The sequence below is a fragment of the Treponema sp. OMZ 790 genome, assembly GCF_024181285.1.
GTDB lineage: Bacteria > Spirochaetota > Spirochaetia > Treponematales > Treponemataceae > Treponema_B.
This window is the reverse complement of record NZ_CP051201.1, coordinates 1,132,592-1,147,767: the sequence shown is the minus strand read 5'-3', so window position 1 is coordinate 1,147,767 and position 15,176 is coordinate 1,132,592. Positions and strand designations below refer to the sequence as shown.

General features: G+C 37.6%; 14 protein-coding genes and 1 pseudogene. 7 read left to right on the top strand and 8 right to left on the bottom strand.

What is annotated here, in order from left to right; translation table 11 throughout:
- A complete protein-coding gene (locus E4O01_RS05630) occupies positions 1-522 on the bottom strand; it encodes a DUF2062 domain-containing protein (protein WP_253694804.1) in 522 nt (173 codons plus the stop codon).
- A 41-nt stretch (positions 523-563) separates the two neighbouring features.
- Complete coding sequence (glgA, locus tag E4O01_RS05625) at positions 564-2,039, bottom strand: glycogen synthase GlgA (protein ID WP_253694803.1); 1,476 nt, start codon at positions 2,037-2,039, stop codon at positions 564-566.
- A 324-nt stretch (positions 2,040-2,363) separates the two neighbouring features.
- Here glgA and E4O01_RS05620 point away from each other — a divergent pair, with 324 nt between their 5' ends.
- Complete coding sequence (locus E4O01_RS05620) at positions 2,364-3,116, top strand: SIMPL domain-containing protein (protein WP_253694802.1); 753 nt, start codon at positions 2,364-2,366, stop codon at positions 3,114-3,116.
- Positions 3,117-3,487: 371 nt separating this feature from the next.
- On the opposite strand, the pseudogene E4O01_RS05615 reads toward E4O01_RS05620, so the two are convergent.
- Together E4O01_RS05615 and E4O01_RS05610 are read right to left on the bottom strand one after the other, a co-directional pair.
- Positions 3,488-3,920: pseudogene (locus tag E4O01_RS05615) on the bottom strand (PD-(D/E)XK nuclease family transposase); the annotation flags it as partial.
- A gap of 111 nt (positions 3,921-4,031) precedes the next feature.
- Positions 4,032-4,685 (bottom strand): hypothetical protein, encoded by a 654-nt coding sequence (locus tag E4O01_RS05610; RefSeq protein ID WP_253694801.1) that lies wholly within the window; start codon positions 4,683-4,685, stop codon positions 4,032-4,034.
- A 133-nt stretch (positions 4,686-4,818) separates the two neighbouring features.
- Between E4O01_RS05610 and aspS the strand changes: the two genes are divergently transcribed.
- From aspS to E4O01_RS05580, 6 genes are all read left to right on the top strand, one after another.
- Entirely contained in the window at positions 4,819-6,582 is a 1,764-nt protein-coding gene (gene aspS / locus E4O01_RS05605; RefSeq protein ID WP_253695181.1) for an aspartate--tRNA ligase, read from the top strand.
- Between the two features lie 9 nt (positions 6,583-6,591).
- Positions 6,592-7,650 carry a tryptophan--tRNA ligase gene (gene trpS, locus E4O01_RS05600; RefSeq protein ID WP_253694800.1) on the top strand — a complete coding sequence of 353 codons (1,059 nt, stop codon included), beginning with the start codon at positions 6,592-6,594 and terminating at the stop codon, positions 7,648-7,650.
- 73 nt (positions 7,651-7,723) lie between these two features.
- Entirely contained in the window at positions 7,724-8,230 is a 507-nt protein-coding gene (locus tag E4O01_RS05595; protein ID WP_253694799.1) for a chemotaxis protein CheW, read from the top strand.
- 5 nt (positions 8,231-8,235) lie between these two features.
- The gene (locus E4O01_RS05590; RefSeq protein WP_253694798.1) at positions 8,236-9,261 is read left to right on the top strand and encodes a DegT/DnrJ/EryC1/StrS family aminotransferase; all 1,026 of its coding nucleotides are present in this window, start codon (positions 8,236-8,238) and stop codon (positions 9,259-9,261) included.
- Between the two features lie 45 nt (positions 9,262-9,306).
- The gene (locus E4O01_RS05585) at positions 9,307-10,161 is read left to right on the top strand and encodes an NAD(+)/NADH kinase (protein ID WP_253694797.1); all 855 of its coding nucleotides are present in this window, start codon (positions 9,307-9,309) and stop codon (positions 10,159-10,161) included.
- A gap of 55 nt (positions 10,162-10,216) precedes the next feature.
- The gene (locus tag E4O01_RS05580) at positions 10,217-11,869 is read left to right on the top strand and encodes an ABC-F family ATP-binding cassette domain-containing protein (protein WP_253694796.1); all 1,653 of its coding nucleotides are present in this window, start codon (positions 10,217-10,219) and stop codon (positions 11,867-11,869) included.
- Between the two features lie 2 nt (positions 11,870-11,871).
- Here the strand turns inward: E4O01_RS05580 and cbiD are convergent, their stop codons facing one another.
- The 4 genes from cbiD to E4O01_RS05560 all read right to left on the bottom strand — a co-directional run bounded on the left by cbiD (position 11,872) and on the right by E4O01_RS05560 (position 15,106).
- A complete protein-coding gene (cbiD, locus tag E4O01_RS05575; protein WP_253694795.1) occupies positions 11,872-12,963 on the bottom strand; it encodes a cobalt-precorrin-5B (C(1))-methyltransferase CbiD in 1,092 nt (363 codons plus the stop codon).
- A 128-nt stretch (positions 12,964-13,091) separates the two neighbouring features.
- Entirely contained in the window at positions 13,092-13,265 is a 174-nt protein-coding gene (locus E4O01_RS05570) for a hypothetical protein (RefSeq protein WP_253694794.1), read from the bottom strand.
- A 267-nt stretch (positions 13,266-13,532) separates the two neighbouring features.
- Positions 13,533-14,117: a hypothetical protein gene (locus tag E4O01_RS05565; protein WP_253694792.1), complete on the bottom strand. Its 585-nt coding sequence runs from the start codon at positions 14,115-14,117 to the stop codon at positions 13,533-13,535.
- Between the two features lie 74 nt (positions 14,118-14,191).
- On the bottom strand, positions 14,192-15,106 hold the full coding sequence (locus E4O01_RS05560; protein ID WP_253694791.1) for an RNA-directed DNA polymerase: 915 nt from the start codon (positions 15,104-15,106) through the stop codon (positions 14,192-14,194).
- Between the last annotated feature and the right edge of the window lie 70 nt (positions 15,107-15,176).

Genomic DNA, 15,176 nt, shown 5'->3' with positions numbered 1-15,176 from the left:
TTAAAAGTTGTCCTTTATATCAGAAATTTTTGTTAAGTGACGGAGAATCGGTATCTTACCCAAAAAACCGGCACCCTTTACATTACCTACAGAAGGCTGCATATATTTTCGATATTTTGCTGTTATAATTCTTGTTAAGATGTATACAGGAATATACAGTATAAGTCCCCAAATTATGCCGCCCAAGACCATTGTATTTGAAAGCTTAAAAAGAGCTACAAAGGGAATGTTTTCCAAAGCAATAAAAACGGGTCGTAAAAAAGCAAGTTGAACTGCCCAAAAGCCGATATTATTTATCAATACATCCATAAATGGGGTTATAAAGCCGAACAAGATAAAGGATATAAAAAAAGCTCCTTTGTTGATTCTGATAAACACCGATAAAAAAAATAAAAAAGTAAAGGTTAAATTATTTTTCGGTAATATTGCCAAAAAAAGCCCCAGAGCCGCTGCATGAGCGATATCTCCCGGATGAGCATTTGCATTGATTGCTTTAAAAAATGAAGTTACATATTTTATCATAGAAATAAGGTGTAAAGACCTCCTCCTCTTTTTTCTTTAGTCTATATTATGGACGTTTTTTTTTCAATAGCATCGGCATATACTTTTAGATATTTTTCCGCAGCTATGGTCCATCCGAACTTTTTACCCATGGCCTTGGTTCTCATCTTTTTTATATGATCTTTTTTATTATACCATGCATAAGTTGCCCAGCCGACCGTATCATAGATGCTTTGAGGGCTCAAGTATTCAAGCACAAAACCCGTTCCATCTCCGGTTTCTTCATTGTAGTTTTCTATCGTGTCTGCAAGGCCTCCTGTTTTTCGGACTATGGGCAGGGTTCCGTAAAGAAGAGAATACATTTGGTTCAAGCCGCAAGGTTCATATCTTGAGGGCATCAAGAAAAAATCGCTTCCTGCTTCAATTAGATGGCTTAATTCTTCATCATAACCTATGTAACACCTAAAGTTCGGCAATCTTTGGGAAAGAAAATGAAGTTCTTTTTCGCACCAAGCTTCTCCTGCCCCTAACACAACCATTTGAAGTTTTATATCGGAGCATATCTTAAAGGCCGAGCCGTACATTGGACCGAAAAGCTCGGAAATTCCTTTTTGATCAACCAATCGGCTTATCATTCCAAAGACGGGAATGGACGGATCTGTTTCAAGTCCCATTCTTTCCTGTAAAACCGTCTTATTTTTTTCCTTTTCTTCAAGGTTTTTGGAAGTATATCTGTAGGGAATATATTCATCCTTTGCAGGATTCCAGATTGAGGTATCTACTCCGTTTAAAATTCCCGTTAAATCTTTTTCTCTGTAACGCAAGATTCCGTCCATTCTAAAACCGAATTCGGGGCGTTTGATTTCTTCTGCATAAGTAGGAGATACTGTGGTAAGCATATCGGATGAAACAATAGCTGCTTTTAAAAAGTTTATTCTATCCCAGTCTTCAAAACCCGTATTATAAAAATCGCTCCAATCAAGGCCTGTATCGGGGAAAGTTTCTTTAGAATAAACACCCTGATATCCCATATTATGAATAGTAAAAATGCTTGCAGTATTTTTAAATTCGGTATTTTTTTCGGTAAAGCGTAAAAGTACGGGCACTAATCCTGTAGCCCAATCATGGGCATGCACAATGTCGGGAATCCACGCCTGTTTTCTACAAACTTGGAAGGCGGCATGGGCTAAAAGAGAAAATCTTTTTGGATTATCGGAAAAATCGGGTTCAAAATAAGCCCCATAAACACCGTCTCTTCCGAATGCTTGTTCATGGTCTATAAAATAAACCTTTACCTTTGAAGAAGGCAAAACAGATTCATACACTCCTACCCAATGTTCATAACCGCCGAGATGAACGGCCATTGCTCCGGGAATTTGTTTTAAGTTTTTTCTATCTATCTTATAATAACGAGGCATTACGATTCTGACGTCGTGCCCTTTTTTTGCTAATGCTGTAGATAATGCGGTAACCGCATCAGCCAATCCTCCTACTTTTGCAAAAGGAACAAGTTCACTTGTGACCATCATTATTTTCATAAGTTCCTCCATAAAAACTTTTTGTAAGGATTTATCAAATCCTTACAAAAAGTTTTTTCAAGCGGTTTGTTCTCAAACCGCATACAATATAACGATGTTTGCCTGAAAGGCAAACTCGAAAATAAACAGCGAGGTAGAATTCCTACCGAGCTGTTTATTATAACTCCATAAAAACTTTTTCCTATGTAAATGATAGCATAGTTTTATCGATTTTAAAAGACTAAAAATAAAAAATCGTAACTTTATCGGGCAAAATTTTGTTATTTTTAGTATACTACTTACAAAGTTTTTTTACCTTTTTGCAAGTGCAAATTCGGAGGCTTTATGAAAAATTCTATTATCAAAAGTATAAGACTTATCGGAGTTTTATATATAAGTTTTATTTTATTTAATGCATGTAGTCCTGCAGCAAACGAAGCTCGTTTTATAAGCGTTACAGGACGCTCCGCAATTTTAAAATCCCCCGATCAGGTTTCGATTTCGTTTTCGGTTTTTTCAAAGGATAAGGATTTATCTGAAGCAAAAAATAAAAACGATGTTGCTATTTTAAAATTAAAAGAGCTTTTTGAAAAGTATAAAATTGAGCAAAAAAATATCAGTATTGAACGCGTAAATATTAACCCCAGATACAGGTACAGAGACAACGGTAATGAATATTTTGACGGCTACGAGGTTGTCCAAAATATAGCAGTTCTTCTTACAAAAATCGAAGATTACGAAGTTTTTTTAACGGATCTTTTAAACACAGGCGTAGATAGAATTTACAATGTGGGTTTTTCTGTTGCCGACATGAGAAAACTGATGGACGAGGCAAGGGTTACAGCCGTAAAAGCGGCTGAAGAAAAAGCTAACCTCCTTTGTAAGGCGGCTTCTAACGGAGGGAAACCTCTTTCTCTAGGCAAGATAATAAGCATAAGCGAAAACCCGTCAGGAATGTCACCCCGCGGGTATACAGGAGCCTATGCTGTTCAAAACATGAAACAAGCCTACGATGAGTCCTCAGACGGAAATTTTTCGCCTATGGGGCAAATTGAAGTTTCAGCGGAAGTGAATATTGTTTTTGAGTTGGAATTTTAAAATATTAGCCGGTTAAGTTTCCCATGGGAAGTGCGAATGAAAGAAAGGGCGAAGTGCAAATGTCGGAAATTACGAATGTCGAACGATTGGAAGTACGAATGTCGAACATCGCTCTTCGACCTTCGTACTTTGAACTTCTCTCTTTGTACTCTACAAACTGCAAAATGTCAAGATAAAAAATCTGTGAGGAAATTAACCGCAAGGAACGCAAAGGCTGCGAAGGGATTTTTAAAAGTCTTAATAACCAATTTAGTAATGCCCTCTCCTAATTTACAGTTTCTCCACCTCTTCTTCGCTGAGGCCGGTAATCTTTGAAATTAAGTCAATTCCAAGATTTTCATTCCTCATCAGTCTGGCAGTTTCAAGCTTATTTTGATAAACCTTAGCCGGTTATAAAGTTTCTTTTTCTTTTCATCATGTTCGACATTTTCTTCTTGCTCTTTTACCTTGGCTAAGTTTAAAAAGTGGATTTCAAGTTCATCGGAAAGTATGTCGTTTAAATGCTTTTCAACTACATTATACTCACTGTGAATAAGCGAGTTAAGATTAAACCCTTCACCTACTATGTTTATTGTAATACATCTAGGTAATTTTGTATATACTTCTCCTGTTTTTAAGTTTTCAGTGTACATCTTATCTTTATGAAACTCCTTATCCACGAGCTCCAATCCTGCAATATTTTCAGGCGGAATATCCAGTATACATTCCGGAAAGTCCTGTAGAATATCCTTGTTTTCTTCTGCTCCAAAATACTCTCTTAAATGCGTAGTCATTACGGAGGGTAATTTTAAAAAGTTTTTCCATATTTCATCTCTCCAATAATTTTTTAAAGAAGAAAAAATTTCCCCTTTTATAATTATTGTAGAGATTATTTGAAGTCAAGAGTAAAATTTTTTTAAAAAAATTTAATCTTTTTTAAAAATATATTTCCAAAACTACCTTTTCGGAAAAAAGTATAGGTATAGGAATTTCAATTAAAAATTGGTCATATAAATCTAAAAATGTATAATCAAGTTCTTCCTTATCATTTTTAAGAACTACCTTGCTGATATTTTTTATACAGGATTTACTTATTAATAATCTATATTTTCCTGATGCCAGTAATGCCATAGCGGCTTCATCATTATTAGGTTTTTCATTTGATTTTTCTGAAAAAGCAGTCAAATTAATTATTGCTTTTTCACCTGTGTATTTTGGAATAAAATCTATTGAGTCTTGGGAATTTATTTTTTTTAGAATATTTTTATCATTGTAATTGATATTCATGTCTATTAAGTAGCCAATATCAATCGGATCATTTATTTTTGATATTTTCGCCGAAAAAGGGCTCAACTCCGGAATATCAATAAGCTCTTTAATTTCTTTATCATTAAAAAATTCTTCATAATTTTTATCTTCATTGAAAGAGCTTCCTGCCACAAGAGCAAAAATCATTTTAGAAACAGTTATTCTTATTGTATTTTGCTCGGATCCGTCAGGCAGACGGGTTATATGCTGTACAATATCTATGCAGCCTGTGCAAGTCAAACATAAGACAACAAGCATAATTAGAATAATAATTTTTTTCATAAAAACTCCTTTTTGATAATAAACTAAATAAAAAGCTTTTACAAGACCTATTATAATTTATACTAAATGTTTATAATTTTCTCCCTATTGCACAGCTTTTGTATTTTAACTATAATATTTGATTATGGAAAAAATGCAAAGAACCGTAACCTGCGGCGGCTTAAACAAGGATTTTGCAGGAAAAACTGTTGTTTTAAACGGCTGGATTCACCGAAAGAGGGATCACGGCGGTATTACTTTTTTAAATTTACGCGACCGTTACGGTTTGACCCAAGTTGTTGTGGACGATGATGCAAGCGAAGAATTAAAGGCCCTTGCGGTAAGCCTCAAGCAGGAATTTTGTATTGCCGTTGAGGGGCTTGTACGGCTGCGCCCCGATTCCATGATAAACAGGGAAATGGCAACAGGAGAAATCGAGGTTAAGGCATTAAAGATTGAAGTGCTTTCAAAAAGCGAGGTGCTTCCCTTTCAAATTGACGAAAAAACAAACGCAAACGAGGATTTGCGTCTTAAATACAGGTATTTGGATTTGCGCTCAAAGTCTATGCAGGAGCATATTATTTTGCGCTCCAAATTCGCCTTTGCGGTGCGGGAGTTTTTAACCTCAAAAGAATTTTTGGAAATTGAAACGCCGACCTTTATTAAGTCCACGCCGGAGGGCGCGCGCGACTATCTCGTTCCCTCTCGCCTTTACCCCGGAAAATTCTATGCCCTCCCTCAATCTCCGCAAATTTATAAACAGATTTTAATGGTTTCGGGCTTTGATAAATATTTTCAAATTGCGCGCTGCTACCGCGATGAAGACGCCCGCGGCGACAGGCAGCCCGAATTCACTCAAATAGATATTGAAATGAGTTTTGCCTCCCGCGAAGATGTTTTAACTTTGACCGAGGGCATGATGCAGTATGCTTTTAAAAAGAGCATAAATGTTGAGCTTCCTGAAAACTTCGAACGGCTTAGCTATGACGAGGCTATCGATATTTACGGCACGGATAAACCCGATTTGCGTTTTGAAATGAAGATGCAGGACGCCGCCTTTATGGCAGAAATCGGAAACTTTGCGGTTTTTAAAGATGCTCTTTCTTCAGGCGGAGCCGTCAAAGCCTTGGTAGTAAAGGGACAGGCCGAAGCCTACAGCCGCAAAAAGATTGAAGAACTTGAAGCCGCAGCAAAAATATACAAGGCTAAGGGCTTGGCTTGGATTAAGGTAACGGAACAAGGAGCAAAATTCGAAGGAGGTATTTCCAAATTCTTTGAAGGAAAGGAAAAAGAGGTTTGCTCAAAACTCGGAGCCGAAAAGGGAGACTTAATTCTATTTGTAGCCGATAAGTACAAGATTGCCTGCACAGCCTTAGGGGCAGTCAGAAGCAAGCTAGGAAAAGATTTGGGACTTTTAAACCCCGCCGAGTTTAAATTTGTCTGGATTGTAGACTTCCCCCTCTTTGAATGGAACGAGGAAGAAAACAAGTGGGATCCGGCTCATCACATGTTCTCATCTCCTCAGGAAAAATATCTTGCAACGATGGAAGAAAATCCCGAACCCGTAAAAGGCGACCTTTACGACCTGGTTTTAAACGGATATGAGGTAGCATCAGGCTCCATAAGAATCCACAATCCCGAACTTCAAAAGCGTATTTTTAAAATTGTAGGCTTTGATGAAAGCGAGGCAGAAAAGAAATTCGGCTTTTTAACCGAAGCCTTTAAATACGGAGCTCCTCCCCACGGAGGCATTGCTCCCGGTCTTGACCGAATAGTTATGATTATGGCAGGCGAAAGTTCGATAAAAGAAGTAATTGCCTTCCCGAAAAACTCCTTTGCGGTAAGCCCCATGGACGGCAGCCCCGGCGAAGTGGACCAAAAACAGCTGGATGAATTGCATTTGGCAATTAATGGGTAAGGACTTTAGATGAAAAACATTATTTTGACCGGGGATAGACCCACAGGAAAACTTCATATAGGGCACTATGTCGGTTCATTAAAAAACAGGGTTGCCTTGCAAAATTCGGGTAAATACGACGAAATTTATATTATGATTGCGGATGCACAGGCTACGACCGACAATGCGGATAATCTTGAAAAGGTTAGGACAAGCGTTGTTGAAGTTACCTTGGACTATCTTGCTTGCGGAATAGATCCTCAAAAATCGACAATCCTTGTGCAGACTCAAATTCCTGAGCTTTGCGAGCTTACCTTTTATTATATGAACCTTGTAACCCTTGCCCGCCTTGAGCGGAATCCGACGGTAAAAAATGAGATTAAAATGCGGGGCTTTAATGCAGGTATCCCTGTAGGTTTTTTAACCTACCCTATCAGTCAGGCAGCCGATATTACCGCCTTTTTGGCAAATACGGTTCCCGTAGGCGAAGACCAAATGCCGATGATTGAGCAGACCCGAGAAATTGTCCGCTCCTTTAATTCCCTTTACGGGGAAACCTTGGTAGAGCCTAAGGAGCTTTTGCCCTCGAACAAGACTTGCGGACGGCTTCCCGGAACGGACGGAAAGGCTAAGATGAGTAAGTCGCTCGGTAACTGTATATATATTTCTGACAGCCCCGAAGAAATCAAAAAGAAGGTAATGGGAATGTTTACCGACCCGAATCATCTCCGTGTGGAAGATCCCGGAAAGGTTGAAGGAAACCCCGTCTTTACCTATCTCGATGCCTTTACCCGAAACGAGCACTTCCCGGAATTCTGGAGCGATTATTCGTGCTTGGACGAGGTAAAAGAACATTACCAAAAAGGCGGTCTCGGCGACGTTAAAATAAAAAAATTCTTAAACAATATTTTACAGGAAGAACTTAGACCCATCAGGGAAAAAAGGGAAGCCTTTCAAAAAGACCTCCCTTCGGTGTATCAAATCCTGATTGAGGGCACCAAAAAAGCTAGGGAAAAGGCAACTGCCACAACTCATTCGGTACGCTCTGCAATGAAAATAAACTATTTTGAAGGAATGATAAAAAATTGACAAAACTCCATTTTCCACTTGAATTTTATATGTATGTGTGGTAATATCATAAGATATTGGAGGAAGGAACTATATGGCAAATGCAGGAGGCCTTAATAAAAAGGCCAAGGTTGAAAATGATAACCTTTTAAAATTAGTTACATTCCAACTTGGAGAAGAGCTTTACGGTGTAGAAATTATGGATGTTGACCAAATAGTCAGGGTTCAAGATGTAAGACCGATTCCCAATGCTCCGTATTATGTCGAAGGAATTTTTAACCTAAGAAGTGAGATTATCCCGGTAATAAGTCTTCACAAGAGATTTCACATAAAAAAAGCTTCTTTGGATGCAGGGGATGAATTTTTAGGCGGCTTTATAATCATAAAGGTTGAAAACAACAAAATCGGTATCATAATCGACAGGGTTGCCCGTGTCGTCGATGTAAAAAAAGAAGAAATACAACCTCCGCCTCAAATGATAGCAGGTATCGGAGCGGAATACATTAACGGCGTTGTCCGCCGAGATCCGGGATATTTAATAATTTTGGACATTCACAGGCTCTTTAATCCGAAAGAATTACAAAAGATTACCAATTTATAAAAATTATGAAAATACCCGTTTACAGTTCCACTATAAGACGCTCCGAAATGGATGCAGTTCTTACGTGTATGGTCGAGGAAAAAATAGGCCCCGGCGAGATGAATCAAAAGCTTATTAAGCAGGTTTGTGAAGTTTTTCAAACAGCCGGAGCCGCCGCTTTAAGAAGCCCTGCAATAGCCTTAACATACGCCTTAAAAGCCTTAAACCTTGAATCAGGTTCATCGGTTATTATCTCAAGTTTGGCGCCCTCTTGGCAGTATGTCGAGTTAAACCGCCAAGGCTATAAGCCCATTGTACTTGATGTAGAAGCCGACTCCGTTTTTCCTTCTTTTGAAAGCCTTGAAAATGCCGTACAAACAGGGGGAAGAGCACTTGTTCTGCATGAGACTTTGGGTTTTTTACCCGACATAGAAAAGATATTAAACTTAAACATTCCCGTAATAGAAGATATTTCGCAAAGTGCAGGGGCGGCATATAAGGAAAAATATGCAGGCAGCATGGGGATTTTTTCTATCTTGGGACTGGAAGAAAAAGATATTTTAACCGGAGGGGGCGGCGCCGTATTATTGGCTCCCGAAAGAAGAAACGCAATAGTCTTAAAAAAACTCTACGATGAAGCCCCTATTACAGACCAATTGCCCGATATAAATGCCTCCCTGGCCTTTGTTCAGCTAAAACAGATGGCAAAGAACATGGAGCAGCGTAAGGAAATGCATGAGTCCTATGTACGCTCTTTGATGCAGGGAAAGCATAAAACGATAGCCCAAAAAGAAGATACGGTAAATCCTGTTTATTCTTTTCCCGTTATTTTGAATTCGGGAGTTTCGGATGTACAAAAATATGCGGCAAAAAAGGATATAGATATAGAGCTTGCTTTTAAAAATTCGACTGTCGAGTATTTAAAAGAAAATCAGGAAATCCTTATAAATGCGTCTTCTCTTTTACTAAGATGTGTGCTTTTTCCGCTCTATCCGAGATTGGGAGCAAAAAAGTCGGCCGAGATTGCCAGAGTACTGGCTACCCTGCCCTAATTTTTTTATAAAATTAGGCTTCCAAAGTTTTAAGGAATGTGAATTTTGAAAAAAGCCCTTATTGTTTTAAGTGTCGAAAAACCAAATGCAAAAAAGATTTGTAAAGAAATCGAAGCTTTTTTATCGGCAAAGGGAATCGATTCTTTTGTATACAAATATGACGGCATCTCCCATTCTCCTAAATTAAATGAAGACTATGACCTTGCAATAAGCCTTGGCGGAGACGGTACGGTTTTATTTACGGCCCGTTATAGTGCTCCGCGGCATATTCCGGTTTTTCCTATAAACTTAGGGAGGTTCGGCTTCATTGCAAATATTGAACCCAAGGAATGGGAAGGCGAACTTTTACGCCTTTTAAACGGAAAAGAAGCCTTACATGAAAGGATGCTTCTTTCAGCTTCGATAAGGCGGGAAAATAAAGAAATTGCAACATATGAGGCCTTAAACGATATTGTTGTTTCGGGTTCAGGCATAGCAAAGCTGATAAACCTGGATATTTCGTTTAACGGAATTTCATTCGGGATTTTTAGGGCTGACGGAGTCATCGTTTCGACCCCTACAGGCTCGACTGCCTACTCGGCAGCCTCAGGAGGACCTATCTTGGATCCGGATGTCTCGGCCTTTGTTTTAACACCCATTTCACCCTTCTCCTTGTCGAACCGCCCCTTAGTTCTCCCCTCATCAGGGCAGATGAAGATAAAAGTTCTTCCCACAAGGGCAAAAGATACCATCGTTTCAATTGACGGACAGGAGATGGTTTCATTACAAGAGGATGATGAAATCATAATAAGCGAGTCTCCCAATAAGGTAAAAATGGCCGGCTGCTCTCCCGACAATTTTTACAAGGCCCTAAGGTCAAAGCTCGGCTGGTCGGGCTCTTCATCTTCAAAATTGACTTAATACCAAAAATTGAATTGATTGACATTTTATCCTCTTTATTGTATTATCGTAGCTTATGATTACAGTAAGCGATTTAAGTTTAAAGTTCGGCGACAGGCCGCTTTTTAAGGATGTCAATTTAAAATTTACGAAAGGAAACTGCTACGGAATTATCGGGGCAAACGGAGCCGGAAAGTCTACTTTTCTAAAGGTTCTTTCGGGAGAATTGGAGCACGATTCGGGTGAGTTCAGTATCACCCCCGGAGAGCGTATGGCAGTTTTAAGACAGGATCACTTTGCCTTTGATGAGTACAGCGTAAAAGACACGGTTTTTATGGGCTATCCTAAGCTCTACAATGTTCGAAATGAAAGAGAAGCCATTTATGCAAAAGAAAATTTTAGTGAAGAAGACGGAATACGGGCTTCGGAGTTGGAGGCCGAATTTGCCGATTTAAACGGCTGGGAAGCTGAAAATCAAATAGAGCAGATTCTTTCAGGTTTGGGCCTTGATGAAAATTATCATGACAGAATGATGAGCGAACTCGACGAAGGCCAAAAGGTTCGGGTCTTGCTTGCTCAGGCTATTTTTGGAACCCCCGATATTCTTCTTTTGGACGAACCGACAAACGGTTTAGACCTTGAATCCATAGCCTGGCTTGAAGAATTTTTAATCGAATTCCCCAATATTATAATTGTTGTTTCTCACGACAGGCATTTTTTAAATACTGTTTGTACCCATGTCTGCGACATCGACTACGGCAAAATCCGCATGTATTCGGGTAACTACGATTTCTGGTACCAGATGAGCAGGATTATGCAAAGGCAGGCCAAGGATCAGCAAAAGAAACGGGAAGAAAAGATGAAGGATTTAAGAGAGTTTATCTTACGCTTCGCCTCGAATGCAGCAAAGAGCCGTCAGGCAACCAGCCGAAAAAAGGTATACGATAAACTTGCCTTAGAAGAAATAGAAGTTACAAGCCGTAAATTTCCTTATGTTCATTTTAAACCCAATCGTGAAATCGGAAACAATGTTGTCCGTACCGAAAAAATTTCTTATAAGACACCTGACACTTCAGAAGAAAAAGGAATTCAACTTTTAAACGATTTTTCTTTTACGGTAAACAGAACCGATAAGATAGCCTTTGTAGGACAAGAGCATAATTCCAAAACAGCCCTCTTCGATATTTTAACCGGAAAATTAACTCCGGATTCGGGAGATGTTTATTGGGGACAGACAGTAACCCATGCATATCTTAATAAGGATAATGCCGAGTATTTTAATAACGATTTAAATATCACGGAATGGCTTAAACAATATTCTCCCGACCAAGATGATGCCTATGTAAGGGGCTTTTTAGGCCGAATGCTTTTTTCTGGCGACGAGTCCTTAAAGCCCGTAAATGTTCTATCGGGAGGCGAAAAGGTGCGCTGTATATTGAGTAAGCTCATGCTTTCGGGAGCTAATGTTTTAATCCTCGACGAGCCTACAAACCACCTTGACCTTGAAGCCATTACGAGCTTAAACGATGCCCTCGTGGAATTTCCCGGAGTTATTCTTTTTAACTCCCATGACCACGAATTTATTTCTTCAATCGCAAACAGGATTATCGAAATTACGCCCAACGGCATAATCGACAGGATGATGAATTTTGATGACTATATAAAAGACGAACATGTAAAAAAGCTGCGTGAAGAACTATACGGCAATACCAAAAAAATGCAGATTTAACTTTATTCTAGGAGACCATATTTCATCGAGTAGATTAAAACCCTTATTGAAAGGCTTTCATCCTTGAGATATTTTTTGATTCTTTCTTCGGCCCCTCTTTCCATGGCTTTGATGAGGTTTTCCATCTTGTTTTCAACAAGAAAATTGAAGGCTTCTTCAGCCGTTAAAAAGGAATTGACGGTTTCGATTGTTTTTTTGTCTGCCCCCTGCATGGCAAGGTAGTATACAAAGGCCTCCATGCGGGTATCTGCACTGCGGTTATGAGTGTTAAAAATACCTATGGAAAGTTTGGCAAATTTACCGATATGGCCGAGCAAAGTCATGGTTTTAAAGCCTTTGGAATAGGCATAGCTTAAACTATCTCCTATATAGTTTGACATTTTTACGGTAGGAAGGTCTATTATGTTTTTTAGTTTTTCTTTAAGGCCTTCCCCGTAGTTTCCCGGTACTAAGAGAATTTCTTTTTTTTCGGAATTTTGTAGTATTGCGTCTATTTCAAGATAGATGGTTTTTTTGATAGCATCCTCGCTCATAGGATAGACTATGCCCTTTGTGCCGATAATAGAGATGCCGCCTTCAACACCGATATTTTTATTAAAGGTTTTTTTGCCGATTTCGGCTCCTTGAGGACTGAAAATTTCTACATTGAAGCCCCTTTTTGAAACATTTAAAATTTCTTTTTCTATCATTTGACGGGGTACGGGATTAATGGCAGCCTCCCCTACTTCTCCGAAAAGACCTTTTTTGGTAATTCTTCCTATACCCTCTCCACCGTCAATGAGAACCTTCCCATCGTTTCTATAAGAGACCCGAGCATGGATGTAGATGCCGTCGGTGCTGTCAGGGTCGTCCCCCGCATCTTTTTGAACGGCAGCTTCTCCAATAGCTGTCCCGTTCTTGTCTTTATACGAGCGGCAATGCTCTACAGGAAGGTCAAGTACGACCCCTGCAGGCGTATCGATTTTAACCGAGGTCATAGTTTCACCGCCCAAAATCAAAGCCGCCGCCTTAGCCGCCGCCGCCGCACAGCTCCCCGTAGTATATCCGCATCTTAGTTTTTGTCCGTCTTTATCTATATATAAATCCAGTTTCATTTTATAGATAAGATTATAGCATTAAAAAAGGGTTTAGAGAAGATGGGGAAGTACAAATGTAGAAGGTCGAAGGTCAAATGTTAAATTTTGAAGTTCGAATGGCAAACTTCAAATGTAAAATATCAAAGTTAGAAGGTCAAATTGTTTTCCATTATTCTGATGGCTCCGGCACTGTAGATACGCATTGTTTTACAGGTAAGAAAGTCTTGTATGAATGCAATGTCGTCTGTGCCGATTGCTTCAAGTGATTCTTTGGGTCTTCTGGATATTTCTTTTAAACGAGTGAGGTTGGTTGTGGGCATGGGAGATATCCTTGTTCTTATTAAAATTGTATTTGTTTAGTAAATTATTGTACATTAAGTTAATAAAATCAAGATAGACAGATTTTAATATTTTATATTAATGCTCTATCTAATGTTATCAGTCTATTCTTTTTAGATTTTCTTTTATAATCCATTTGATGAATTTATCCTTTTTCAACACATGAGAGCGTGTAAATATTATTGACATTTAAAATATATTGCATAAATTATAATATTTGATTGGAAAATTTTGTTAAAAGTAATAAATCAAAGCAAAAACTCTGAAAACGGATCGATTTTTATTGAACTTTTGATATTTTTCAACCATGGCCTGCTTTCTTCTTCATCCAATTTTTCCTTTGATATTTTAATAATAGAACGTTTTTCCCACAATCCAACTTGATGGAATTCATTCCTTATTTCCAATATTTCGCCTCGTGTTAAGAATTTTTCAAGTCTATCTATTGTATATCTACCAATGAATGCACCAGTTGAACGTCTTAAGTCTCTATAAAAATTTAATACTTCATTTTTAGAAAGAAATTGTTTTTCTGTCAATATTGTTACAGCAGATAAATAAATATATTCCGGATAAGATTTTGAACTTTGAATTATAGACAAAAATTTATCTTTAATTTTATGTTTTGCATTTTCTGATAATGTATTCTGTTTTTTTATTATCATATCACAAATATACGGGATAAACTGAGGAAATTTATCCATTATATCCAATAATGTGTCTAATAATTTCCAAGCATTGTTAATAGCTATATATTTTACGAAATCTCTAATAATTTCTGGTTTTATAATTTCTTCCCCTGCTATTTTACTTTTAATTTCTGTAACTTCCATTGTTTGGTACATACTTATTTCAGATTGAGTTGGTTGCCGATATTTCGTAGGGATTAGGCCGGAATAACCTACAATTAATCGAGTTGGATTTTCGCCCTTATTTTTTTTACATGAGAGGTATCAATTACTTCAATGGTAGATACCGTCTTAGTTTCTCCTTGATATTCTTTTGTTTTTTCAATTGAGGTTTTCCCTGTATTTACAGATAATCCCTCCAATGATAAACGTGCAATAAATAAATTTAAATAGTAATGAGCTTCTTTTGCATCATTTGCAAATATTCTGTAATCATCTACAAATCTTATAAAATCTATTTTCTTTGATAAAAGATAATTGTCGACTTCAATTAATTCCGCCTCTGCAAGAATTCTGCTTGGATTTGAACCAACGGGCAAGCCATAAGAATCTCTGTTAGACCAAAATAATAACAACTGATTTATCAACTTAACAATTGTCTTATTGCTACAATAAGATAAAAGAATATTTTCAAGACGATGTAGATTAAGTCTATCATAATAATTTGCAATATCAGCCTTTATATAAATCTTATATCTTTTTTCTTTTATCTTATCAGAAAGATTTTTTTGAAATGCTTTATAATCATAATTTGTATCAAACAATCGTCCATCTTTGGGATAAAACCGATAAGAAAAAACAATATTCTTATCTTTTGCAGGTCTTTTACTTTCAATTTCCTCTGCACATAAAAGCACAAGAGACATATATTTTATTAAATCCCACGGTTGTATGGAAGCAGCTTTTCGAAAATCAAAAGCTTCTTTTTTAGGAAAATATGAATATTGAAGAGGTTGAAAATCCATCTCTGTTATTGTATTTTTTTTTATTTTATGAATAGTAGCTTCAATTATCTTTTCTCTAAAATTAATATCCTTGAGCAAAGACACTTCAAAAACATTTGGATAAATATCATTAAGCCCCTCAATAATAATGTTATCAATTGCTAGGTTTATAGCCTCATGTATTTCCATATTATAGCTCCTACCACATATATCATTATTTAATACTATACCACGCAGAATTTTAAACTGCATTTATATC